Annotated in this window: 20 protein-coding genes; 10 read left to right on the top strand and 10 right to left on the bottom strand. The window is 64.2% G+C overall.

What is annotated here, in order from left to right; all coding sequences use genetic code 11:
* Positions 1-91: 91 nt before the first annotated feature.
* A complete protein-coding gene (locus tag B0919_RS12065) occupies positions 92-307 on the bottom strand; it encodes a hypothetical protein (protein ID WP_139362081.1) in 216 nt (71 codons plus the stop codon).
* Between the two features lie 353 nt (positions 308-660).
* The gene (locus B0919_RS12060) at positions 661-1,335 is read right to left on the bottom strand and encodes a response regulator (RefSeq protein WP_078012498.1); all 675 of its coding nucleotides are present in this window, start codon (positions 1,333-1,335) and stop codon (positions 661-663) included.
* Between the two features lie 314 nt (positions 1,336-1,649).
* On the opposite strand from B0919_RS12060, the gene B0919_RS12055 reads away from it, so the two are divergent.
* The gene (locus tag B0919_RS12055) at positions 1,650-1,862 is read left to right on the top strand and encodes a DUF2945 domain-containing protein (RefSeq protein WP_078012535.1); all 213 of its coding nucleotides are present in this window, start codon (positions 1,650-1,652) and stop codon (positions 1,860-1,862) included.
* A 172-nt stretch (positions 1,863-2,034) separates the two neighbouring features.
* Here the strand turns inward: B0919_RS12055 and B0919_RS12050 are convergent, their stop codons facing one another.
* Positions 2,035-3,603: an amino acid permease gene (locus tag B0919_RS12050; RefSeq protein ID WP_078012497.1), complete on the bottom strand. Its 1,569-nt coding sequence runs from the start codon at positions 3,601-3,603 to the stop codon at positions 2,035-2,037.
* 210 nt (positions 3,604-3,813) lie between these two features.
* Here B0919_RS12050 and B0919_RS12045 point away from each other — a divergent pair, with 210 nt between their 5' ends.
* Together B0919_RS12045 and B0919_RS12040 are read left to right on the top strand one after the other, a co-directional pair.
* Entirely contained in the window at positions 3,814-4,323 is a 510-nt protein-coding gene (locus tag B0919_RS12045) for a hypothetical protein (RefSeq protein WP_078012496.1), read from the top strand.
* Positions 4,324-4,762: 439 nt separating this feature from the next.
* On the top strand, positions 4,763-6,139 hold the full coding sequence (locus tag B0919_RS12040; RefSeq protein ID WP_078012495.1) for an MBL fold metallo-hydrolase: 1,377 nt from the start codon (positions 4,763-4,765) through the stop codon (positions 6,137-6,139).
* Positions 6,140-6,216: 77 nt separating this feature from the next.
* Here the strand turns inward: B0919_RS12040 and B0919_RS12035 are convergent, their stop codons facing one another.
* Positions 6,217-6,951: an MOSC domain-containing protein gene (locus B0919_RS12035; protein WP_078012494.1), complete on the bottom strand. Its 735-nt coding sequence runs from the start codon at positions 6,949-6,951 to the stop codon at positions 6,217-6,219.
* 223 nt (positions 6,952-7,174) lie between these two features.
* On the opposite strand from B0919_RS12035, the gene B0919_RS12030 reads away from it, so the two are divergent.
* Both B0919_RS12030 and B0919_RS12025 read left to right on the top strand, forming a co-directional pair.
* Entirely contained in the window at positions 7,175-8,437 is a 1,263-nt protein-coding gene (locus B0919_RS12030) for an exonuclease SbcCD subunit D C-terminal domain-containing protein (RefSeq protein ID WP_078012493.1), read from the top strand.
* A gap of 83 nt (positions 8,438-8,520) precedes the next feature.
* Positions 8,521-12,240 (top strand): AAA family ATPase, encoded by a 3,720-nt coding sequence (locus B0919_RS12025; RefSeq protein ID WP_078012492.1) that lies wholly within the window; start codon positions 8,521-8,523, stop codon positions 12,238-12,240.
* Positions 12,241-12,479: 239 nt separating this feature from the next.
* Here B0919_RS12025 and B0919_RS12020 read toward each other — a convergent pair whose 3' ends face one another.
* Both B0919_RS12020 and B0919_RS12015 read right to left on the bottom strand, forming a co-directional pair.
* Positions 12,480-13,556, bottom strand: a complete 1,077-nt coding sequence (locus tag B0919_RS12020) for a DUF6687 family protein (RefSeq protein ID WP_078012491.1) — start codon at positions 13,554-13,556, stop codon at positions 12,480-12,482.
* Positions 13,557-13,586: 30 nt separating this feature from the next.
* The gene (locus tag B0919_RS12015) at positions 13,587-13,904 is read right to left on the bottom strand and encodes a restriction endonuclease (protein ID WP_078012490.1); all 318 of its coding nucleotides are present in this window, start codon (positions 13,902-13,904) and stop codon (positions 13,587-13,589) included.
* A 263-nt stretch (positions 13,905-14,167) separates the two neighbouring features.
* On the opposite strand from B0919_RS12015, the gene B0919_RS12010 reads away from it, so the two are divergent.
* Positions 14,168-14,608: a hypothetical protein gene (locus tag B0919_RS12010; protein ID WP_139362080.1), complete on the top strand. Its 441-nt coding sequence runs from the start codon at positions 14,168-14,170 to the stop codon at positions 14,606-14,608.
* Between the two features lie 129 nt (positions 14,609-14,737).
* Positions 14,738-15,049 carry a thioredoxin gene (gene trxA, locus B0919_RS12005; RefSeq protein ID WP_078012488.1) on the top strand — a complete coding sequence of 104 codons (312 nt, stop codon included), beginning with the start codon at positions 14,738-14,740 and terminating at the stop codon, positions 15,047-15,049.
* A gap of 150 nt (positions 15,050-15,199) precedes the next feature.
* Here the strand turns inward: trxA and B0919_RS12000 are convergent, their stop codons facing one another.
* A complete protein-coding gene (locus tag B0919_RS12000; protein ID WP_078012487.1) occupies positions 15,200-16,000 on the bottom strand; it encodes a tetratricopeptide repeat protein in 801 nt (266 codons plus the stop codon).
* A gap of 185 nt (positions 16,001-16,185) precedes the next feature.
* Here B0919_RS12000 and lpdA point away from each other — a divergent pair, with 185 nt between their 5' ends.
* Together lpdA and B0919_RS11990 are read left to right on the top strand one after the other, a co-directional pair.
* On the top strand, positions 16,186-17,580 hold the full coding sequence (gene lpdA, locus B0919_RS11995; protein ID WP_078012486.1) for a dihydrolipoyl dehydrogenase: 1,395 nt from the start codon (positions 16,186-16,188) through the stop codon (positions 17,578-17,580).
* Positions 17,581-17,673: 93 nt separating this feature from the next.
* Positions 17,674-18,312 carry a DUF1795 domain-containing protein gene (locus B0919_RS11990; protein ID WP_139362079.1) on the top strand — a complete coding sequence of 213 codons (639 nt, stop codon included), beginning with the start codon at positions 17,674-17,676 and terminating at the stop codon, positions 18,310-18,312.
* A gap of 66 nt (positions 18,313-18,378) precedes the next feature.
* Here the strand turns inward: B0919_RS11990 and B0919_RS11985 are convergent, their stop codons facing one another.
* The 3 genes from B0919_RS11985 to B0919_RS11975 form a co-directional block, all read right to left on the bottom strand.
* Positions 18,379-19,035 (bottom strand): hypothetical protein, encoded by a 657-nt coding sequence (locus tag B0919_RS11985; RefSeq protein ID WP_078012484.1) that lies wholly within the window; start codon positions 19,033-19,035, stop codon positions 18,379-18,381.
* Between the two features lie 132 nt (positions 19,036-19,167).
* On the bottom strand, positions 19,168-19,485 hold the full coding sequence (locus tag B0919_RS11980) for a hypothetical protein (protein ID WP_078012483.1): 318 nt from the start codon (positions 19,483-19,485) through the stop codon (positions 19,168-19,170).
* A 141-nt stretch (positions 19,486-19,626) separates the two neighbouring features.
* Positions 19,627-20,703, bottom strand: coding sequence for an NAD(P)H-dependent flavin oxidoreductase (locus B0919_RS11975; protein WP_078012482.1), 1,077 nt, complete (start codon positions 20,701-20,703; stop codon positions 19,627-19,629).
* 148 nt (positions 20,704-20,851) lie between these two features.
* On the opposite strand from B0919_RS11975, the gene B0919_RS11970 reads away from it, so the two are divergent.
* A complete protein-coding gene (locus B0919_RS11970) occupies positions 20,852-24,232 on the top strand; it encodes a DEAD/DEAH box helicase (protein WP_176133011.1) in 3,381 nt (1,126 codons plus the stop codon).
* Positions 24,233-24,512: the final 280 nt, after the last annotated feature.

The following is a 24,512-nucleotide window of genomic DNA, read 5'->3' as shown; positions in this document are numbered from 1 at the left end:
CGGCCCCGGACACGCTGCCGCCCAATCGACGGGGGCCAATTGGGCGGCTCAGGCGTTCCGGGAAGGCAGGTCGCAGCAGGGCAACGGCGTGCTAGCTGGCGTTGCTGATGTACTTGAAGCGCACGAACCGCTCGTTTTCGTAGATAGCTGTAAAGTGCCCGCCCGGCTCGCTGGCAGAAGTGGTGGTACGCCGCTCACTCGACGGGGTGCGGGTTGGCACGGCAGCGTCGGTGGTGGGTACAGCCGGATAGGCACCAGGAATAACGCCAGGCACGTGGCAAATGAACGACAGTATTTTTGAGGCCATGGTGTCGCAGGTGAAGTGGTGATGGAAAAAAGGCAACAATTCGGTCAACCAAGAGTAGCGCGCTATTCAATATGAAGCAAACTTCATTTTATTGAACGATGCTAAGATAAAGGAATATCAAGCAGAAAGCATATCCGTACCAGCACGGATTTTGTACCCGTATTTCCACTTAGCTCCTGGCTCGATTATGATCCACTTTTTTATCAATTTATCAATAATTGCATGTGCTTATCCCTCTTTTATGCAAGCTCCTCACTACGCTTCACACTCCGAGCTCCTAGCGCATATAGCGAAAAAAGCCGCCGGCTCTCGAGGAACCAGCGGCTTATAACTCATCAAACTTATTCTATAACTTACCCAATAAGCTTATGCTTGAGTGCATACTGGATGAGCCCCACCACCGACTTCGAATTTGTCTTGGTCAGGATGTTTTTTCGGTGCGACTCCACGGTCCGCTCGCTGATGAACAGCTTCTCGGCAATGAGCGCATTGGAGTACTCGCGGGCAATGAGCTGGAGCACTTCCATCTCTCGCGCCGTTAGCTCCACCGGCCGCTCTTCGCGCGTGTCCGGGCTAGTCGGGTTGGCCCGGCGCACATTCTGCAGCAGCGTAGCCCCCACTTCCGGGCTGAAATAGGTATGCCCCTGGTAGACCTGGCGCACGGCCTCAATCAGCTCCTTCTTACTGGTATTTTTGAGCAGGTACCCCGAGCCGCCGCCCTCGAGCACGTCAGTCACCGAGCTGTAGTCGTAGTACACCGACAAGGCCATGGAGCGCACCAGCGGGAAGGCCTGGTGCATGCTGCGGATCAGTTCAACGCCCGTCATGCCGGGCATGTTCAGATCCACGATGGCCACGCGGATGCTGGGCTGCTCCTGCAGCCGCACGAGTGCCTGTTGCCCGCTCGCGGCGGTGGCCACAATGCGGATATCGTCGATGTCTTTCAGCAGGGAAATAATGCCCTCGATAACCAGCGGGTGGTCGTCGACGAGCAATACTTGAATAGCATCGGGAAGAAGTTCACTCATAGAACGAGGCTTTTATCACATAGCTGCGCGGCCTGGACCCGCGCAATAATCAGTCCCATCAACGGTGTGGCCGCCCATTCATTGCGCAGGGCAAAGGAGCTTAGGCGGTGGGATGCTGATAAAGTGGGCTACAAAACAGGGAAAAATTTACGCATCATTTGCCTACTCACGCCACAGAATGCGAGAATTGGGGCATCTCGCCTGGCTTTGTCCCTGTCGGCCGGGCCAGCCCGGTGCAGCAAAGCACCTGAGCCATGTGCCTGTTGTCGCCGTATACAATGCAGCACCTGATCCACTCATTCAATTCTTTGGCCATGCGCAAAGGCACGCAGGTTTCCTGGAAATACGGCACCGGTACCGCTTCAGGCAAGATCGAACAAACGTTTAAGGAATCGGTCACGCGCAAGCTGAAAGGCGCCGACATCACGCGCCACGGCACGCCCGACAACCCCGCGTTCCTTATTGTACAGGACAGCGGCGAGCGGGTGCTCAAGCTCAAGAGCGAAGTGCAGCCGATGAGCAAATAGCCTCGCCACGGCGGCTTAGGCGGTATTTGGCGCAGTTGCACCTATCTGTTGTCCGGATATCGGTCAGGCGCTGCTCAAATCAATTAATGCGACGCTGCATTTAGCCAGTACTCCAACAAAAAGCCCCGCCGAAATATCGGCGGGGCTTTTTGTTGGAACAACGAACGAGCGGTTACTTCTGCTCGATGAAGGCCTGTTCTTCCAATTCCGTGGGCACCACCACGATGCCCTGCTGCAGCTTGGAGTTGTTGCGGCCGTAGACGAAGTACACGATGAAGCCCAGCAGCATCCAGCCCAGGGCCAGCTTCAGGGTATCCGCGTCCAGAGCCAGAATCATGGCCAAGCAGATCAGGGCACCCAGCAACGGCACCAGCGGGAACGAGGCCGAGGACAGCGGCGAGCGGAACGGCCGCGGCTGATCCGGGTCGGAGCGGCGCATGATCCACACGCCGATGCTCACTATCACGAAGGCCAGCAGGGTGCCGAACGAGGTCAGGTCGCCGGCCAGGGAGCCCGGCACGAAGGCCGCGAAGGCGCCCACGAACACCAGCAGCACCAGGTTGGACTTGTAAGGCGTGTGGTATTTCGGGTGCAGCTCCGAGAAGGCCTTCGGCATCAGCCCGTCCTTGGCCATGGAGAAGAACACGCGGCTCTGGCCCATCAGCATCACCAGGATTACGGAGGAGAAACCCGCCAGGATGGCCACTACCACGGCCGTCGACAGCCACTCGTAGCCGGGCATGTGCTCCTTGATGGCGTAGGCCACCGAAGCTTCGCCGCCCTTGGCCGGGTCGGCAAACTCGCGCCAGTTGGCCACACCTGTCAGCACGTGGCCGAACAGGATGTAGAGCACGGTGCACACGGCCAGGGAGCCGAGGATGCCGATGGGCATGTCGCGCTTGGGGTTTTTGGCCTCCTGCGCGGCCGTCGATACGGCATCAAACCCGATGAAGGCGAAGAACACGATGGCCGCGCCGCCGAGGATACCGCCCCAGCCGTGCTTGTTCCACTCGGTGTACTCGCGCACCACCTTGCCGCCGCTCATTACGGGCTCGGCGTTTTCGGGAATCAGGTAGGGCGTGTGGTTGGCGGGGTTGATAAACTGCCAGCCTACAGCAATGAATACCAGCACGATGGCCACTTTCACCACCACGATAACAGCGTTGAACGTAGCCGATTCCTGGGTGCCTTTGATCAGCAGCAGGCTCAGGGCAATGATGATGAACAGGGCCGGCAGGTTCAGGAAACCCGTGTGCGTCACGCCGTTGATGACGGCGCTTTCCAGCGGCGAGTGGGACCATTCGTAGGGCATACTGGTCCCAAACACGGCTAAGAGCTTGTTCAGGTATTCGCTCCAGGCAATGGATACGGTGGCCGCGCCCAGCGCGTACTCCATAATCAGGGCCCAGCCGATAACCCAGGCCACAAACTCGCCCATGGTGGTGTAGGCGTAGGTGTAAGCCGAGCCGGCAATGGGAATCATGGCGGCGAATTCGGCGTAGCACAGGCCGGCAAAAGCGCAGCCGATGGCGGCCACGATGAAAGCCAGCGTAACGCCCGGGCCCGAGGCCTGAGCAGCCGCGGCGGCCGTGCGCACGAACAAGCCGGCCCCGATGATGGCCCCGACGCCGAGCGCGACGAGGCTCGCCGCGCCCAGGGTGCGCTTGAGCGCGCCCTCGCCCGAGGCGTTGGCTTCGCCCAGCAGCACGGCCAGCGGTTTTTTGGCGAAAATGTTTGCCATTAGTGAGTTGGGATGGGGAGAATTTGTAGAGAGAAAGTGGTCGTGGTGAATTCGGTTGGGGTGCCTTGCGACACGCCAGGGCCCGAATATAGGCAGAATCCGGCTGCCCGGGACTTGGCTCGGAAGTTGATTTGCTTGCACCGGCCCGGTTAAACCTTGCCGAAGCTCGGCCCTCTAACCCGGCAGATTTCCATCAGAGACCCACTTCCAATGAAAAAGATGCTTTTGTTGCTGACGGCTGCGGCCCTCAGCTTTACGGCTACCCAGGCCCAAACCATTCCGGCGGCCGATAACGGTGGCTTCCAGGGCCGCGGCATGGGCTACGGCCAGGGGCGTCAGCAGCGCACGCCCGAGCAACGCGCCGATATGCAAACCCAGCGCCTGACGAACCAATTGGCCCTTTCGGCGGATCAGCAAACCAAGGTGCGCGCCATTTACTTGGCTCAGGCCAACGAGTTTGATGCCGCCCGCGCGCAGATGACGCCCGGCAGCATGGACCGCGACGCCATGCGCCAGAAGATGCAGGAGGGCCGCACCCGCTACGACGAGCAGCTGAAGGCCGTGCTCACGCCGGAGCAGTTCACCAAATACACCGCCCAGCGCGAGGACCGCATGGAGCGCGCCGTCGACATGCGCGACGCCCGCCAGGAGGCCAAAACGGAAGGCAAGGTGAAAGCCAAAGCCGACAAGAAGGCCAGCAAGATCAAAGTCAAGGCTTAGGCGCTAAGCCATGTGCTTATACGTAAAGGCCGCTCCGGTTTCGGGGCGGCCTTCTGCGTTAAGCAGGCTTCCGGTGTTGCGGCTTCAGGTATGCTTCCAGCCTGCTTTGCAGCCGCCGCGCCGTTGCGGCAGGCAGCGGCAACAAGGATTACAGGGCTGGCACACCACGTTTTCACTGCAGACCGGCATCGAAACAACCCCGGCAAAAACCTAGTTACCAGTCGCTTTTCCTTCTGGCCGGTGAAAATAAATATACCCGTCCGGCCCCTCGGATAGTCTGCTTAGTATATTTGACTGATGCCGGTCGAACGGACCGGCCGGCGGCCATGCTGTCAGCTTTTGGCCAAACGGCGCGGTGCTTGTAACGGCCGCCGTCCTGTCGCATCGGTTCCGCAGCTGCTTGGCGGCGGGCTGGTAGTTGTCACTTTACTTTACGCACATGAGTCCCCTGCCTTCCTCACAACCCTTCAGGATACATCAGTTTTACGACAAGGGTCTGGCCCACGCCTCTTACGCCGTGCTCAGCGGTGGCCGCATGGCGGTCATCGACCCGGGCCGCGACCCGCAGCAGTATTACGATTTTGCCGACGAGCAGGACGCGCGCATCATCGCCGTCATCGAGACGCACCCGCACGCCGACTTCGTCTCGTCGCACCTGGAAATTGCGCAGGAAACCGGGGCCACGATTTACGTGAGCAAGCTGGTGAAGGCCAGCTACCCCCACAAAGGCTTCGACGAGGGCGACCGAATCAGCGTCGGGCAGGTGGAGCTGCACGCCATCAACACCCCGGGTCACTCGCCCGACTCCATCTGCGTGCTGCTGGTGGATGAGCTGGGCCAGATCCGGTCGGCTTTCACCGGGGACACCCTGTTTGTGGGCGACGTAGGCCGCCCCGACCTGCGCGAAGACGAGGCCGTGGGGGGCCACAAGCGCGAGGAACTGGCCGCCCAGATGTACGACAGCACCCGCGACAAGCTGATGACGCTGCCGGCCACCACCAAGGTCTACCCCGCGCACGGCCCCGGCAGCCTCTGCGGCAAGACTACCTCTACCGACCTCGACAGCACCATCGGCAAGGAGCTCAAGACCAACTACGCCCTGCAGCCCATGGCGCGCGAGGAATTCGTGCGGGTGCTGTTGGAAGACCAGCCTTTTGCGCCGAAGTACTTCGGCCGCGACGTGCAGCTGAACAAGCAGGGCGCACCGGCCTTCGAGGATTCGGTGCGGGCCGTGAAGCACTTGCCCAGTGGCACCGAGTTGGTCGCAGGCGTGCTCATCGTCGACACGCGGCCGGCGGCGCAGTTCCGCAAGGGGCACCTGCCCGGCGCCATCAACCTGATGGACGGTGGCAAGTTCGAAACCTGGCTGGGCTCCGTTATCGGCCCGCAGGAACCGTACTACCTCGTGGCCGATTCGCAGATTGCCCTGGACACGGTCATTCGCAAAGCCGCCAAAATCGGCTACGAAAGCAACATCCAGGGGGCACTGCTGGCCCCGCGCGAGGCAGCGGCCACCAGCCCCGAGCTGGACGTAGAACGCGTGCGCCAAAATCCGGAGCAGTTCACCATCGTGGACATCCGCAACCGCACCGAAGCCAAGCAGCCCGTGTTTGACGGCGCCCTGCTCATTCCGCTGCCCGAGCTGCGCGAGCGGGCTCAGGAAGTACCTACCGACAAACCCGTACTGGTGCATTGCGCAGGCGGCTACCGCTCGGCTGCGGGCAGCAGCATCCTGCAGGCCGCTCTGCCCGCAGGCACGGAGGTCTACGACCTGGGCGAGGCCATCAACGAGTTCCAGAAGCAGGCCGTGCACTAAGCCCCAACGACCCATAACTAAAAGCCCCAGCCGTTACCGGCTGGGGCTTTTGTATTTGCGAAGATGCTTACGCGGGGCTAATCGGCGTTGGGCCCCACTAGCCTGTTAGCATCGTCATTCAGCGGCAGGGCGCCGCTGAGGCGGCCCTGCATTTTGCGGCGCCATTGCTCGCCCAAGGCCGGGCAGGCCGCCAGCTCGGCCACCAAGGACAAGTCGTGACGCTGCTCGTATTTGGCGGCATTCACGCGCGTGAGCGGCCACTCGGGGTACGGCCGGCTTTGCAGCACCAGCGCATCGGAAGGGCTCACGCGGCCGGGCTGCAGCACGCGCAGGTACCAACCGGTAAAGCCCGTTTCCTGCAACCACTGCGAAAACAACGGTTGCTGCCAGCGCCGCGCGATTTTCCAACAGGGCGAGCGGGGCTGGCTGATCTGCACCAGCGCCTCCCCAAAGCTGAACACGTCGCCCAGGCACACCTCGGCCTCGGTCCAGGCGCCGCCGATGGTCAGGTTTTCGCCGAAGCTGCCGGGGCTCATCTCCCGGCCCAGCCGCTCGGACCAATAACTATAATGCGCCCCTGGGTAAGCACACAGGGCTTGGTCAGGCCCGCCGTGGTTGCGCAAGTCGGCTTGCTCGTCGCCGTTCAGGTTGAGGGAAGTCAGCCAGACGGCCTCGGTCAGCTCTGTTTTGTGAATGGCCGAGGTCCAGGCGCGAGCCAGCGGCTCGGTGGCAGCGGTGTTACCGAGCTGCTGCGGCCGGCCGACGCGCAACGAAATCAGCGGGAGAACTATGGCGGAAACCTGATCAGACATGGGCAATAAATGCTTCAAGGGACGCGGAAAGCAGCTGGGCAGGCTCGGCAAACTCTTTTAGGCTGAGGCAAACAAGCCTCAGCAGGCTTAGTAAACCAAGCTACTATGACATAGTAGTAAACCGGTTTACGCTACACCAGTTCCACACCAGCGGCGGCAAATTGCGGAGAAAATCGACGCGGGAAACGTTAATTTTGAAGTTGCACCGCCACTTCGTTTCCGCATGAAAGTTCTGCACACCGCCGACTGGCACCTGGGCCAGCACTTCCTGACCGGGCAGGAGCGCCTCACCGAGCAACGCCTGTTTCTGGACTGGCTGCTGACGATGGTGCGTGAGCACGGCGTGGAGGCGTTGGTGGTGGCCGGCGACGTGTTCGATACCACTTCCCCCTCGCACGCGGCGCAGGAGCTTTACTACACCTTTCTGATGCAGATGCAGGGCACCGGCTGCCGCCACGTAGTGATAGTCGGCGGCAACCACGACTCCCCTACCCTGCTCAACGCCTCCCGGCAGCTGCTGCGCCAGCTACGCATTCACGTGGTGGGCAACGTACCCACCGACCCCACCGAGCAGGTGCTCACGCTGGACGGCGCCGACGGCCGGCCCGCGCTGGTGGTGTGCGCCGTGCCCTTCCTGCGCGACCGGGACATCCGCCTGGCCGTGCCCGGCGAAACGCCCGAAGACCGGCAGCACCGCATTCGGGAAAGCATTGCGGCGCACTACGCGGCCCTGGCCGAGCACGAGGCCGTGTGCCGCCCGCGCGAGCAGGACGTACCCGTGCTGGCCACGGGCCACCTCTACGCCGCCGGCGGCGAAGCCCGCGAGGGTGCCGAGCGCGACGTACACATCGGGGGGCTGGGCCTGGTGGGCGCCGAGCACTTCCCCGCCGCCTTCGACTACGTAGCCCTGGGGCACCTGCACCGCCCGCAGGTGGTCGGCGGCCGCCAGCACATCCGCTACTCCGGCTCGCCGGTGCCGCTGTCCTTCACCGAGGCCGACGACCGGCAGCAGGTGCTGTTGCTGGAGTTTGGGGGGGCCGGCACGGCGCCTACTATCACGGCCCTGCCCGTGCCCGTGACGCGACGCCTGCAGCGTTTTCACGGCACGCTGGAGGAAGTGGAGGCCGACATCCTGGCCTACGACAACGCCGCTTTCGAACTGGTAGCCTGGGCCGATGTGTTGGTGCATTCCGATGAGGCCCCGGCCGAGGTGCAGCGCCGCGTGCAGGCGGCCCTCACGCACCAAAAAAAGCAGGTGCTGGCCCCGCGCGGGGTGCGCCACCAGCGCGCCACCGAAGCCCCCGACCTGGCCGCCAGCGTGGCACCGCTGCAGCTACTGAGCGACCTGACGGTGGAAGAAGTATTTGCGCGGCGCGTGGCGGGGCTGCCGCCCGAGCGGGCTTCCGCCCTCACGGCCACCTTCGGCGAGTTGCGGCAGCTGTTGGCCGAAGCCGACCCCGCTGCCTGGGGCGGTACTGCTGGCTAAGTCGCCGCTTCCCTCGCTTTTTCTCGCCACGCCGCCCGCTGCGGCGGCTGTATCTTCGGGAACCGTACCGGAATTTCGTTAGCATGAAAATTATCAGCGTCCGTTTCGCCAACCTCAACTCGCTGCCCGGACCTTACCTGATTCGCTTCGACACTACCCCGCTGGCCGACACGGGCCTGTTTGCCATTACCGGCCCCACCGGCGCGGGCAAAAGCACCCTGCTCGACGCTATTTCGGTGGGCCTCTACGGCCGCGTGCCCCGCCACGACCGGCAAGTGGGCGAAATGGTGAGCCGCCACGCGGCCTACGCCTTTTCGGAGGTGGAATTCGAAGTGTATGCCACCGATGCCGACACCGGCGCCCCACAGCGCGTGCGCTACCGCTCGCGCTGGGAAGTGCGGCGCAAAACCCGCGGTGAGGACAAGGGCGGGCTGAACCAGGACGCCATGTCGCTGGTCATGAGCCCGTCGAACGAGGCCGTGGTCAGCGGAAAAGAGGCCGTGCCGGCGCGCGTCAGCGAGCTGTCGGGGCTGGATTTCGGGCAGTTCGAGCAGTCGGTGCTGCTGAGCCAGGGCAAGTTTGCGCGCTTCCTGCACGCCCCGGAAAAGGAGCGCAGCGCCCTGTTGGAAAAGATGACCAACGTGGGCATCTACTCCCGGCTGTCGGTAGCAGCCTTCGAAAAAGCGAAGGAGGAAGAGCTGAAAACCAAGCTACTGCAAGCCAAGCTGGACGCCACCAAGCTGCTGACGGACGAAGAACGTGCCGAGCTGGAGCGCCAGCTGGACGCGCTGCACCAGCAAACGGAGCTGCACCACCACGAGCAGGAAGAGCTGACCGTGTGCCTGACCTGGCGCACCATCCTCGATCAGCTTGACCGGCAACTCGACGCCGCCGCCCGCGAAGTGGAGCGCCTGCGCGCCGTGGATGCGCAACTGCAGCCCGAGTTTGCCCGCCTGGCCGCGCACCAGCGAGCCAGCGCCGTGGCCACTCCCCTGGCCCTGACCGAAGCCGCCGAGCAGGAAGTGCGCAACGACGAGCGGCAGTTGCAGGAGCTGGAGCAGTTGCTGCCCCGCCTGACGCAGGCCACCGCCACGGCTGCCACCGCCCGGCAAGCTGCCCAGGAAGTGCTGGACGCCGCGCAGGCCGAGGAAACCCAGCGCCTGCCCCTGCTAGAAGAAGTAGGCCGGCAGGACGCGGCCATTGCCGTGGAGCACCAGCAGCTGGTTAAAAAGCGCGCCGCCTACGCGCAGGAGCAGCAGAGCGTGGCCGAAACCCAGGCCGCGCTGGACCGGCAAGCCCAGGAAATAGCCGGCCTGCAAACCGAAAACGCGGCCCTCGACCGGTGGCTGATCAGCCACAGCGCCGAAGCTGACCTCAAGAGCCAGATCAACGAGCTCAGCCGCGAAATCATCGACCTGCAGGCGGCGCAGAAGGAAGCGGCCACCCGCGAAGCCCGCCGGCAGGAGCTGCTGAACCAGCGGCAAACCGTGGCCGAGGACCTGCAGCGCCAGCGCCGCCTCGAAACGGAGGCCCTGGCCCGCCAGCAGGCCATTAAGGACGAAGGCCAGCCCTGCCGTGCCGAGCGCGACGAGCTGCTGCAAGGCACCACAGCCGCCGCCCTAGTGCAGCGCGCCGACGACTTGACTACCTACCTGCAGGGCTTGCAACAGCTGCTCCCCAAAGCCGAAGCCGCCGAACAGCACCGCACCCGCGCCGAAGCCCTGAGTGCCGACATTAGCCGCGAAGCCCCCGCCCTCAGCACCGCCGAAACGGCCTATAGCCACCTCGAAACCCGCCACACCGACGCCCAACGTCTGCTGGAAAGCTACCAGCGCGAGCTGCGCCTGCAGCAAGCCCTGGCCGACCTCAATGCCCACCGCCAACACCTGCACGCCGGCCAGCCCTGCCCACTGTGCGGGGCGCTAGAGCACGCTTTCGCGGCTGATTTTCAAGCCGAAACCACGGAGCAGGAACGCCGTGAAACCGAGCAGAAACTGGCCCTGGCAGCCCTGCAACAGGATCTGCAACAAGCCACCAGCGAGCTGACGCGCCGCCAGACCGAGCAGCGGCAGCGGCAACAGCAGCTTCAGGAAGCCCTGGCCGCCGCCGATACGGCCCGGCAGCAAGCCACGGCCCTGGCCCTCACGCTACAGCCCGCACCCGCCCAGCCCACCGACCCCGCCGCCGTGCAAGCGCTGCTTGCCGAAGCCACCACCCAGCAGGCCGCCGCCCTGGCGAGCCGCCGCCGCCTCGCCGTGCTCGACGAGCGGCTCGCAGAGCTGCGCGAGAAATACCAGCAGGCCGGCGAAGCTGCTACCGTCGCTCAGCGTGAAATTCCGCGTCTACTCGACCGCCAGACCGGCCTCGAAACCGAGCTGAAAACGATGGCCTTTGAGCTGGAATACTGGCGCGAGCAGGCCGAAGACTTTCTGCGCACCATACGGCAATATCTACAGCCGCATCAGTTGGCACTCCCCACCCGGGCACCTTACGACAGCGTGCTAGTGGAACTGCAAGACCGCGCGGCGTGCTATGAAGCGCAGGTTGCTCAGATGAAACAGTTGGATAAACACCTATTGGAACGCACTAGTCAGCACAAGTCCCGCACCGAGGAGCTGGCCCGCCAGCAGCAGCAATTAGCCGCCGCTGCCGCCGCGCTGGAGGCCGAGCAGATGGCCCTCGATCAGCAGCGGGCTGCCCGCCAAGCTCGCTACGCCGGCACCGACCCCAGCGCCGAGGCCGAGCAGCTGCGCCAGAGCACTCGCAAGCTGGCCGCTGCCCTCACCGATGCTCATAGCCAACTGACGCGGCAACAACAGGAACTGGCCATTCGCCAGAATACCCAAAGTGAGCTAAAAACCCAGCTGGCCGCTCACCAGGCTACTTTGGCCGCCCGGCAAACCGAACTGGCCGCGGCCCTGGCCAAAGCTGGCCTGAACAGTGCCGACGAAGCCCGCCGCCTGCTACTACCCGCCCCCGAAGCCACCCGCCTGGAGCAGCGCCGCCAGGAGCACCAAACAGCACAGGCCACCGCCACCCGCCGCCTCAACGAACTAACGGCCGAACAGCAGCACCACGCCGAAGCCTTCCTGACTCCGCACACCACCGCCGAGCTCAAAACCAAGCTTGATGCGTTGTCGATGGCCGACGCCACCTTGCAGCAGCAGCTAGGTGCCGTCAGCAACCAGCTCAGCCAGGACGATGCCGCGCGCCAGCAGCAAGCCGAAGGGCAACGCGAGCTGCAACTGCGCCGCCAGGAAGAGCAGCGCTGGCAGGATCTGAGTGAGCAAATCGGCTCGGCGCGGGGTGATAAGTTCAGCCAGTTTGCCCAGGGCCTCACCCTCAGCCACCTGGCCCGCTTGGCCAACCTGCGCCTGCGCCAGCTCACCGGCCGCTACACCATTCTGAAAACGCCCAACCGCAACCTGGAGCTCCAGATCATCGACCACGACCAGGCCGACACGGTGCGCCCCATGGCTTCGCTGTCGGGCGGCGAGAGTTTCCTGGTGAGCCTGGCCCTGGCCCTGGGCCTGAGCGAGCTAGCCGGCCACAAGGCCCGCATCGAGTCGCTGTTTATCGACGAAGGGTTCGGCACGCTCGACCCGGACGCGCTCAACACGGCCCTCGACGCGCTCGAACGCCTGCAACACTCGGGCAAGATGATCGGGGTGATTTCGCACGTTACCGACCTGAAGGAGCGCATCGGGACCCAGATCCGCGTGCGCCCCGGCGCGGGCGGCAACAGCACTGTGCACATCGTGGGCGTGATGGGCGACGAAACCAACTGCGCCGCGCCCGACTAGCATCCGTCGGCAGTTGCTCGACCTGGCTCTGTGGACAGTAGGATCTTTAAGAACGTCATGCTGAGCCCCGTCGAAGCATCTCTCCCGCTTCGTTAGGTTTAGTATCTGACATCAGCGATATAGATGCTTCGACGGGGCTCAGCATGACGTGCTAGCGTATTCGCTTTGCCAACTTGTTGACTGCCCTACCGTTCACTCCCGCTCAGCAGGACGTGGCAACGCGCTTTTCAGCTGCTGCCTTAGCCGATAGCTGCACCTGCGGCCCGCACCTCATCCCAGGTCCAGTACCGCCGCGGCCCGATGTGCGCGTAGTGCTGCCGGAAAAAGGCTGCCACCGTCTGCTCCATTTCCTGCGCGGTGATGGAGGACGGATAAATCGGGCGTTGGTCGGGGTCGGCGTAGCGCTGCACTTTGCTAAGCCTGCGGCCGTTCAGGCGCAGCAGCGGGCCGGTATCGGTGACGCCGTCGGCGGCCCAGGGCTGCCCGCTGGTTTCGCGTGCATTCAGCTGGGCCAGCAGCCCATCAAGCGGCAGCCGGGGCCTAGTGGGGCGACTTTCCAGGTCGACCCACGTGGTGTACTTGTATTCCAGCTCGTAGCGCTGCCCGGCGTAGCAGCTCAGCACGATGTCGCACCCGGCGGTATCCCCAAACAAGGCGTAATAGGGCAGCGGCGCGGGCGTGTGCACCACCACCAGGCCGATTTCCGGATACCGGTGCAGCTGCGTAGCCGGACTGTGCATCACGGCCACGGCGGCCCGCACCCGGTCGTACTCGGGTTGCCAGGCGGCGCGGCCGGTTTCGGGGTTTTGGAGTACCTCAGCGAAGCGGGGAAGAAACCAGTCGAATTTTTCGGCGGAGGCTTCGTCTTCGCGCCGGCGCCGGGCCGGGGCACCAAACGGCTCGTAGAAACGGGCTTTTTCCTCGGCGTTCAGCCAGCACACGAGCTTCAGGGCGTGGTCGGCCAACGGGTGCTGCCAGTCGATTTCGCGGAAGTCGCCGAGCACCGCCACGAGCCGCAGCAGCTCGGCGTGGGCGGCGGCCTGCTCCGGGTGCAGCGCCGCCCACACGCCCACAAAACCGTCCACGTCGAAGTGGTTGGCCGTGACGTAGCGCGCCGCTTGCAGACCGGGGACACTGGCAGCTATGGCCCGCAGCACCGAGCCGGCGCTGGTATCGTCCTGAAACGCGGTGGGCGTGGGGGCCCCGCGCCAGTGAGCCAGCGTAAGGGCGGCGCGCGGCAGGATGCTGTCGACTACCACCGTTTCGGCGGCGTGGCGGCGGGCTTCGCCGAATGGCAGAAAGGTGAGCTGGGGCATGGACCGGCAAAGAAACGGCAGCGGCCGCAATCAGCGGCGCCGGCGTCGGTTAGTGAGCCGCTCCACGCGGCTGCGTCGAATCCAATGGAGGTATTTCTGCAGCTCTTCGGCCTGCTGCAGGCTTTCCACGCTGTGGTAGCGCCGGGCCAGCTCCTTGTTGGTCAGCAGCAGGTGCACCGAACTGTGGCAGGGCTGGCACAGGTCGACGGTGGGGCCGTAGCGCCCGCCTTCCTCGCGCGGCACCAGGTGATGACGCGAGGTGAACTGCACCTCCCGCTCGCAGAGCTGGCAGCGGGTCTCGGGCGCCGGCGCGGGTGCCGGCGGCGGAAGTTTATTGCGACGGGCCACGGCTTAGCTTACGCACCGGTACCGGCAGAAGATGCCCGCAGCCGGGTTTCTACTTTGCCAAGAAAAAAATATGGCCTTTTATATTTCAATCCTCTTACCACGTTTATATATTTGGTAGTGTGCGATGTTGCAGCATCGCCTCACCTTCAAACGGTTTACGCTCAAATACCTTCCTTTCTCTGGTTTTTATCCAGCTACCGGGGCCCCGCGGCCTCCCTTCACTCCTCGCGTCACACTTCACTCCCCTCTTTTCTTCTCGCTCTATGCACAACTCTACTCCTGCCATGTGGAAACGCTTCAGCGGCCTCTTGGGGCTGTTGCTGGTGCTCATGCTGTGGGCACCGCGGGTACAGGCCCAAACGTGGCTTGTGTCAACCGACGCCTTCGTCAAGATTGGCGTGTCCGATAAGTTTGGTCAGCTTGGCGCGTACACGGCCAAGTTTGTGGTAACCAATCAAACCTCCGGCAAAATCTTCAGCCTCGTGAAAGAGGTGGAAAAGGGCCAGAACGGCGTAGACGTAACCTTTCCAAGCCCGGCTACCGAAGCCGACTTCTTCAAGACCGACGCCGGCATCGCGGCCAACTCCGCCCCCGGCAACTACGTGTGGCAGTGCGAAGTAGGCGGCAAGCGCGTAGCCGGTGGCCACTTCACGCTGCCCGTCGTAGGCAACGACGTAACCGTGGTGGAGCGGGCTAAAAAATAAGTATAGCGCCTGCACGGCAGCCAACGCGGCCCGGTTCTGCCCAGAGCCGGGCCGCGTCTTTTTTCTGCTTTGGCCAATTTTGGGCTGGCCTGCGTATAGCGCAGGTATCACCCAGTCTTTCGAATCATCATGGCCAAGAAATCCTTCGCCGAACTCATCAGCAGCCCCGGCATGCCGGTGCTCGTCGATTTCTACGCCGATTGGTGCGGCCCCTGCAAAACCATGGCGCCCATTCTGCAGCAAGTAGCGGCGCGGCACCAGGGCAAAATCAAAATCATCAAGGTGGACGTGGACCGCAACCCGGCCGCGGCCCAGCAGTTTCGGGTGCAGGGCATTCCGACCTTGATTCTGTTTCACCAGGGCCAGCCGGTGTGGCGCCAGTCGGGCGTGGTGCCCGAGCCCCAACTCAACCAGGTGCTGGCTGGCTACGTGGGCAAGTAGTTGTCAGGGTGTACCTAAGCAGCTGACGAATGTTACTTCTGGCTTCGTGAGGTCCGCTTGCAAGCACAAGGGCCGCCACTCTCATCGGAGTGGCGGCCCTTGTGCTTGAGGAATGTCGGAGGTCAGCGTGTTATTTCACTGACAACCCACTTATTTCTTGGCGTAGCGCTTTAGGCTCTGAGTGGCGTCGGGGTTTAGCTGGGCGGCGCGCTCCAGGTCGCGGCGGGCTTCCTCGGGCTTGTTCAGCGAAGAATAGCAGATGCCGCGGTATTCGTACGCGTCGGCGTAGCTCGGGTCCAGTTCGATGGCTTTGTTGAAGTCGGGCAGCGCGCCTTTGAAGTTGTCGAGCGACATTTTGGCCAGGCCGCGACCAAAGAAGGCCTCTTTGTCTTCGGGGCGGTAGCGCAGGGCCTTGCCGAAGTCGCCGATAGCCGAATTGAATTCCTTGAGCTTGATGCGCGTCAGGCCGCGGTTGTAGTAGGCATCGGGGTTGGTGGGCTTCAGGCGCAGGGCTAGGTTGAAGTCGGTCATGGCCTCGCGGTAGTTTTTCAGCGCAGCTTGGGCGCGGCCGCGGCTCAGGTAGGCGTCGAAGTCACGGGGCTTGGTTTTCAGCACCACGTCGGCAGCTTTGATGTCAGCTTTGTAGTCGGCGTTGGTCCGGCGTACAGGCGCAGCCACCCGGCCTGCGGGAGCCGCCGGCGCAGCAGTGGTGGCGGTACCGGCAGGGTTGGCAGCGTCAGCGGGCGCTACGGCGGCATCGGTGGCGGGGGTAGCCGCAGCGACAGGGGCCGGGCGGGTTTCAGCGGCGGCGGCCGCGGTGGTTTCGTCGAGGCGGGCGCGACTGGACATGCTCGGTGTCTCGTTTTCGCGGGTGGCCGAGCACTGGGCCGTCAGTAGTAGTGCTAGTAGGCCGCCGGTGGCGGTGAGGACGCGGGGTATAAACAGTTTCATGAGGAAGCGAGAGGAAAAAGTCAGGAAAAGCGGCAAAACCCAACCGGGTTTCGGGGGTTGTATACGACAGCGGCCGACTTAGGTAACACCCATTGGGGCCGTAAGGCCGGGGCGGCTATCTTTGCCAGCCCGGCGCCCGCGGCACCGGCCCCCATTCGCTCATTTTTTCCCTCAGACAGTTTAATATGGCATTGCAATACGACGTAGTCGTGATTGGCTCGGGCCCCGGCGGCTACGTAGCAGCCATCCGCGCTTCCCAGCTTGGCTTTAAAGTGGGCGTGGTAGAGCGCGAATCGCTCGGCGGCATCTGCCTCAACTGGGGCTGCATCCCCACCAAGGCGCTGCTCAAGTCGGCGCAGGTATTCGACTACCTGAAGCACCCGCAGGACTACGGCCTCTCGGCCGACAACGTGGGCTACGACTTCGGGGCCGTGGTAAAGCGCAGCCGTGGCGTGGCCGATGGCATGAGCAAGGGCATCAACTTCCTGTTCAAAAAGAACAAGATCGACGCCATCATGGGCACGGCCAAAGTGACCAAGCCGGGCTCGATTGAAGTAACCAAGGCCGACGGCGGCAAGGAAACGGTGGAAGCCAAGCACATCATCCTGGCTACCGGCGCCCGCGCCCGGCAGCTGCCCAACCTGCCCATCGACGGCCAGAAAATCATCGGCTACCGCGAAGCCATGGTGCTGCCTGAGCAGCCCAAGTCGATGGTGGTGGTAGGCTCCGGCGCCATCGGCGTGGAGTTTGCCTACTTCTACGCCACCATGGGCACGAAAGTGACCATCGTGGAGTACCTACCGCGCATCGTGCCGGTGGAAGACGAGGAAGTGTCGAAGCAGCTGGAGCGCAGCTTCAAGAAAGCCGGCATCGACATCCTGACCTCGGCTGAGGTAACCAAGGTGGATACCGCTGGTGCGGGCTGCAAGGTGAGCATCAAAACCGCCAAGGGCGAGCAGCAACTGGAGGCCGACATCGTGCTGAGCGCCGTGGGCATTCAGCCGAACCTGGAGAACATCGGCATCGAGGAGTTGGGCATCGTGGTGGAGAAAGGCCGCGTGAAGGTCGACGAGTACTACCGCACCAACGTGCCCGGCGTATACGCCATCGGCGACATCGTGCCCGGCCCGGCGCTGGCGCACGTGGCTTCGGCCGAGGGCATTACCTGCGTGGAGGCCATTGCGGGCCACCACCCCGAGCCCATCAACTACGGCAACATCCCCGGCTGCACCTACTGCACCCCGGAAATTGCCTCGGTGGGCCTCACCGAAGAAGAAGCCAAAAAGCAGGGCTACGACATCCTGGTGGGTAAATTCCCCTTCTCGGCCTCGGGCAAAGCTTCGGCTTCCGGTGCCAAGGACGGCTTCGTGAAGGTTATCTTCGACAAGAAGTACGGCGAGTGGCTGGGCGCCCACATGATCGGCGCCGGCGTAACCGACATGATTGCCGAAGCCGTGGTGGCGCGCAAGCTCGAAACCACCGGCCACGAAATCATCAAGGCCATCCACCCCCACCCGACCATGTCGGAAGCGGTGATGGAAGCTGCCGCTGCTGCTTACGGCGAGGTGATTCACCTGTAAGCATCTTATTGGCTGAGCTAATTTCAACGGCCTTGCCGGGTACACCCGGCAAGGCCGTTTTCACGTTTACCCCCTCTTTTTACTGCTATACCCTTGACGTTTTACTTACGTTCCGGATTGCTGGCGGGCCTGCTCGCCCTGCTGAGCGCCACTGCCCAGGCCCAAGCCACCCCGGCCGCCCTCCCCGACACCCTGCGCAAGGCGGAAGTGCTGCAACACCTCGATGCCACAGCGCAGCAGACGCCGGGGACGCTCACGCTACGACCGGTGGCCGGCGGCCGGGCCCGCATCTTGGTGCCCGCCGCCTTCCGCCCCCTCGATAAGGAAGCCATCAGCCTGAAATACCCAATCCAGGGAGGCCCGCAGGAAGCCTATTCGGACAACGCTCTGGCCGTTAATCTGGCTTTCCGGCAAGGCCCCAACCCCATGAAGCAGGCGCAGCTGACGGCCAATATAGCCGAGAGAATGGTGCAGGCGTTTTCGAGCCGCCAGCCCGGCTTCAAAGACCTAGGCCACGGCATCAAGACTATCAATGGCCGGCAAGTGGTGTATCTGGAATTCATGTCGGACGTACCGCTGAGCGACAAGCCCAATGACCGGGTATACAACCTAATGTTCGTCACAGATGCCGGCGGACAAGCATTAGTGTGCACTTTCAACTGCGTGCAGCGGCTACAGAAGCAGTGGCAACCCGTGGCGCAGCAGATTCTGAATTCGTTGCAGGTGCCGTAACCTAGCCGCGCATACAAAACGCCCCGGTGGAGTTGGATTCCGCCGGGCCGTTTTGTATGTCGAAGTTTACCGCCTTTGGCCCCCGCCGTGCCGGTCGTCCATGTCGTTCCAACCGCGGCCGTAGTCGTGGTTGTCACGGCGGCGGTTGTCGTTCCGCGGCTCGTCGTAGCGGCGGTCTTGGTCCCGGCGCGGGTCCTGGGGGCCGCGGCTGTTCATGCCGATGCGGCCGAGCAGCGGCTCGTCGCGCTGGCCGCGGTCGTAGTCACCGCCGCCGTAGCCGCCGCGAAAGGCGTTGCGGTCCTGATCGAAGCGGCGGTCGGCGAAATCGTCGCGGCCGCCGCTGTTGCCGAGGCCGCCGCGCAGGCCGTTCTGGTCGTAGCCGCGGTCCTCGTCGCCGTTGAAGCCGGCGCGGCCCTGGCCGTACTCGCGGCCCACGTCGCCGTAGCCGTACCCCGTTGCACCCTGGCGGCGGCCGTCGTTGACGTAGGAGCCCGGGCGGCTGGAGCGGCCAAACTCCTGGTCAAAGCGGCGGTCGTCGCGCCGGTCCGGGTAGCCTTGGTCGGCACCGCGGGAGTTTGGTTGGCGGTACTCGGTGTCGTGAAAATCGTTGGTCTGGTTATCGGCGCGCGGGCCGGTGTGCCGGTGGCGGCGGTTATCCGCCTCGTACCGGCCGCGGCCGTATTCGTCGCGGAATTCGTTTTCCGATTGGGGATTGTAAGCCATAGTACAGCAACAGCTAAAGTTCGGGCGCACAGCGCGTAAGCTCTTGATACTGCACCCTGACCCGAATGTTATGGCCGAGCTGTGCCTAAAAGGCCCGCTCCGCAAGGCTATTACACGGCGGCGCCCAGCGGCCTACAGCGGCTGAGCGTCGTTGTTGTGGCTGGCGCCGGGGTCGGTGTCGCCGTGGGTATCTGGCTGAATGTCGGCCGCGGAAGGGTCGGCCAGTATTTCCCGGGCCGCCTGGCTGTCGGGAGTCGGCGTTTCGGCGTCGGATTGCGGGGCAGCGGATGGTTTCGCAGTACTGGAAGTGTTGGCGGGACGCGGCAGATTGGTGACCTGGGCAGCATCGTCGCGTTGGCTGTCGGGTGTGCCTTTGGTGGGCAAGGTGTTGGCGGCCGGGTTCGGCTGCTTGGGGTCGGGCTGCGACGAGGATTTGGGTGTGGGTTCCATGAGGTAGGCGGCAAAATGTAACGGCGGCCGAAAGGGCGCACCTGCTCCGGTGTACGGTTTTCCGGGCGCCGAGTGAACTGTTCGGCGCAAAAGCCGCTGCTCTTCACCCGCTGGCCAAACCGCGTTTCGGCTTCTTTGCGCCTACGCTACCTTATTTCGGTCTGGTGCCTCCGTCTCCTCCACGAGGTGCCGCAGAATGGCAGCACTGGGTTGCGCCCGGGCGGAGGCGCAGGCCTGCCCGGCCCACAAGGCGGTCAGCTCGGCGTTGTTTGAGGCCCGGGCCGCAGCGCGTAGCAGCGTAGTCAGGCTGTTTTGGTACGGATAGGGCGGAATCGGTAGGCCGGACTGCTCTACGCGCACGATGAGGTCGTTGGGCAAACCGCGGGCCCAACGGCCGGAAAAGGCCCGCGTGAGCACCGTGCTGGTATCGGTGGCCTGCTGCACGCGGGCTTTGTAGGTCGCAATGGCCTGGCTTTCGTCGCTGGCCAGAAACGCCGACCCTACCTGCACGGCCGCCGCGCCCAGCGCCAGGGCCGCCCGGATGCTGCGGCCGTCGTGAATGGCCCCGGCCGCCAGCACCGGCATCGACACACGACGGAGTATCTGCGGCAGCAGGGCCAGCAGGCCTACTTGCGGCAGGGGCTCGTCGGGTAGAAAGCTGCCGCGGTGCCCACCGGCTTCAATGCCCTGCGCACAGATGGCGTCGACGCCGCTGGCGGCCAGCAGTTCGGCTTCGCGCACGCTCGTGGCCGTGCCGACCAGCACTGCCCCGGCCCGGTGCAGCGCCTCGATGCTGGGTGCGTCGAGCAGGCCGAAGGTGAAGCTGATTACCGGAATCTGCTCCGCGACGAGTACCTCAATCTGCGCTTGGTAGGTGTACAGAGGCAACGTAGTTACGTTTTGCGGGGCGTAGGTCAAGCCATAGTCCTGGCTGATCTGCGCCAGCAGCGCCTGCATGGGCGTAGCCTGAGCGACATCGGGCGTGGGTACGTTGTGGGCAAATAGGTTGACGGCGAAGGGCCTTTCGGTCAGCGCCTTCGTCTGACGAATCGGTTCCTGCGCGCGCGCCGGCGAAAGGCCACCTACCGGCAAGGAGCCTAACCCGCCGGCATTGCTGACGGCTGCCACCATAGCCGGGCTGGTGACACCCAGCATGGGCGCCTGCACGATGGGATATGCAATGCCGAAGCGGCGCATCAGCTCGGTGGGCCAGTTCATACGGCGGCAGTTGGGTGGTCCTTATTGACTAGCCGGAAGCCCACGAAAATGTTTCGCTTCCGGCCGCCTCTGGCGGCCGGGCGGGCCCGCCGCGGGGCCATTATCTTTGTGGAGGCGCGGCCGCAGCGCGCTTTTTACCTGCCTGCCCGTGCCTGTTTCGGATGACAACCTGCCCGCTCCCGCTTCGCATCAGTACCTGCTGCGCGGCCTGCGCGTGCCCACGCTCACCAGCGCGGATGTGCGGGCGCACTGCGCCGTGCCGTTGTTGGCCGATGCCCGCACGCTGGCCGGCGTGCAGCCGGAGGAGCTGGCGGTAGATCAGGGCATTTTCAGCGCGGCGCCGGGCGCGGCCGGGGTATTGGCGTTTCCGGCCGTGGCGGTGCAGCAGCTGCCGCAGGGCCTGCTGCTGGCCTGCGCCTGCCTGCAGCCCAATACCAGCTTGTGCGAGCACGAGGCCTTGGTGCTGCTCAGCATCGTGCAGCGCAAGGAGCTGCGCCTGTTTTTCGACGCGCCAGCCCGGCACGCCTTCCTGCGCACGGCCGCCCGCGACTACGGGCTGGAAGACGCGGCCGACCCCGACGAGCATTTCCGGCTGGATTACCAGCGCCCGGGCACGCTCAGCGTGGTGCCCCGCCGCCCCGACCTCTACCCCGTCACCAGCACGGCCAACCAGGAACTGGTAACGCAACTGCTGGCCGGCGCGCGGCGCACCCCTCCTCCCCCACCCGCGCAGCAGCAACTCCTGGTGCTGGCGCGGCACCGCTACTACGGCCACCTGACGCTGCAGCTGGCCGAGGCGGCCACCACGACCACCGGCAAGCTCAAAAACCCCGTCACGGTGCTCAGCCCGCTCGACGGCATCTGGCAGCTGGAGCAGCCGGCCGAGGTGAAATTTTTCACCGGTATTGCGCGCCTACAGCAGAACTACGACGACGCCCGTTCCCCCGCCGTGCTCGAGGCCCTGCGCGCCGTGGTGCACAACCCGCTGGGCCTGCCGGTGTACACCCACAGCGCGGCCGTATCGGAAAAGCTGACGGCCCCGAGCCTAACGCCCGTGCGCCTGCGCCGCGCGCCGCTGGATTTGCACCTGCGCGTGGCGGAGCAGGGCGAGTACTACGAGGTGACGGGCCAGCTGCGCCTCGACGACCTGCCGCTGGACCTGAAAACGCTCACGGTGGCCTTCGACTACTTCGTGGCCGTGCACGACACCTTCTACCTGCTCGATGACCCGCAGGTGTGGCGCGTGCTCGACTTCTTTCAGCAGCGCAACAACACCCTGCTGATTCACCGGCGCAAGTTCGCGGACTTCCAGCGCGAAGTACTTAGCCAGCTCGAAGACCGCCTGCACATTCACTACGACCACGTGCGGCCGGCCACGCCCACCGAGCGGGTGGCCCTGGGCTTCGATGCGGCACCCGAGCCCTTGCTCTACCTCACCGACGCGGGCGCCCACGTGGAGCTGCTGCCGGTGATGCGCTACGGCCCGAAGGAAGTGCCGGTGTTGTCGCGGCGGCAGCTGCACGCCACCGACGAGTTGGGCCGGCCCTTCGTGGTGGAGCGCGACGCGGCGGCCGAAACGCGCTTCACCGCCGCCCTGATGCGGCATTTTCCAGACTTTCAGGAGCAGCTCAGCCAGGAGGCGCTGTACGTGCCGAAAGCCGATTTTCTGCAGCCGGAGTGGTTCCTGGAGGCTTTCGAGGACTGGCGGCAGCAGGGCGTTATCATTCTGGGCTTCAACCAGCTCAAGCAGAACACGCTCAACCCCTACAAAGCCCGCGTGACGGTACGTGTCAGCGGTGAAACCAACTGGTTCGATACCGAGCTGCGGGTGCAGTTTGGCGGGCAGCAGGTGTCGCTGCGCCACCTGCAAAAGGCGGTGCGCAACCGCAGCCGCTACGTGCAGCTCGACGACGGCACCCGCGGCCTGCTGCCCGAGGAATGGGTGGAGAAGTTTGCGGCCTACTTCGCCGCCGGCGAGGTCGTGGGCGAGGTTATCCGCACGCCCAGCGTGAGCTTTGCCACCCTGGCCGAGCTCTACGACCCGGCCGCGCTGACGCCCGCAACGCACGCCCAGCTGGCCCGTTACCAGGCCGCCGTAGCCGATTTTACGGGCATTGCGCCGGTGCCGGTACCCGCCGGGCTGCGGGCCACCCTGCGCGAGTACCAGCAGCAGGGCCTGAACTGGCTGAACTTCCTCGACACCTTCGGCTTCGGCGGCTGCCTGGCCGACGACATGGGCCTGGGCAAGACCGTGCAGGTGCTGGCCCTGCTGCTGCACCTGCGCGCGCAAGGCCGCCGTGGCGCCCATCTGGTGGTGGTGCCTACCTCGTTGGTCTTCAACTGGCAGGCCGAAGCCGCCCGGTTTGCGCCCGAGCTGCGCGTGCACGTGCTGCACGGCGCCGCCCGCCGCACCGATGCCCAGGCCTTTGCCGACGCCGACCTCGTGCTGACCACTTACAACACCATGGTCAACGACATTCGCTGGCTGCGGGAGTACGCCTTCGACTACGTAATTCTGGACGAGGCGCAGGCCATCAAGAACCCCGACTCGCAGCGCTACAAGGCGGCGCGGCTGTTGCAGGCCAGCCGCCGCTTGGTGCTCACGGGCACGCCCGTCGAAAACAACACCTACGATTTGTACGGGCAGCTGTCCTTTGCCTGCCCGGGCCTGCTGGGCAGCCGCCAGCACTTCCAGGACCAGTACGCGGCGCCCATCGACAAATTCAAGGATACCAAGCGGGCCCGCCAGCTTCAGCAGAAAATCAGCCCCTTCGTGCTGCGCCGCACCAAGGCGCAGGTAGCCCGCGAGCTGCCAGCCAAAACCGAAATGACGCTGTACTGCGAAATGGGCGAGGCCCAGCGCCGCGTGTACGAGGCCTGCCGCCTGGAGTACCGCGCCAAGCTGCTCGGGCAGCACGAGGACGCCGGCAGCAAGGACCACCTGCACATCCTGCAGGGCCTCACGCGCCTGCGCCAGCTCTGCGACGCCCCCGCCCTACTGCCCGACGGCGACTACGCCGCGCCGTCGGCCAAGCTCGACGCGCTGCTGACGGAAATCGAGAGCCGGGCTGGCCAGCACAAAATCCTCGTTTTCTCGCAGTTCGTGGGCATGCTGGATCTGATTCGGGCCGAGCTGACGCGACGCGGCATCCGGCACGAATACCTCACCGGCCAGACGCGCCGCCGGGCGGCGGCCGTGCAGGCGTTTCAGGAAGATGACGCGGTGCGCGTGTTCCTCGTCAGCCTGAAAGCCGGCGGCGTGGGCCTGAACCTGACCGCCGCCGACTACGTGTACCTCGTAGACCCGTGGTGGAACCCGGCCGTGGAAAATCAGGCCATCGACCGCAGCCACCGCCTGGGCCAGACGCGCCCCGTGGTGGCCGTGCGTCTGATCTGCCCTGGCACCATCGAGGAGAAAATCATGCGGCTGCAGGAAGGCAAGCAGCAGCTGGCTCACGAGTTGATTCGCACCGACGTGGCGCTGGTGAAGACGCTCACGCGGGCGGAGCTGCTGACGCTGTTTAGCTAGGCGGTGTCTGAAAACTCCAGAACGGTCATGCTTGATCTGGCGTCCGCCGATCCGAAGGTCGGCATAAGGCAAGCATCTCTACCGCTTCGTTGAAGCATTGCAGACGAACTGGTAGAGATGCTTCGGCAAGCTCAGCATGACAAATGTTATCCGGACAGTCGTTTACCGCCGTTCAACGTCAGCCCGCAGGCTTGGCGGCGCCTTTCTTCGGCGCTTCGCATTGCTGGCAATAACGACCTAAGGCAGCAAAAAAGTTATGCTCCGGCTGTAACTATTCCGC

It is taken from the genome of Hymenobacter sp. CRA2, from assembly GCF_002007105.1.
Taxonomy (GTDB): Bacteria; Bacteroidota; Bacteroidia; order Cytophagales; family Hymenobacteraceae; genus Solirubrum.
Note: the sequence above shows the minus strand (reverse complement) of the source record. Positions and strands in the feature narration are given on the sequence as shown.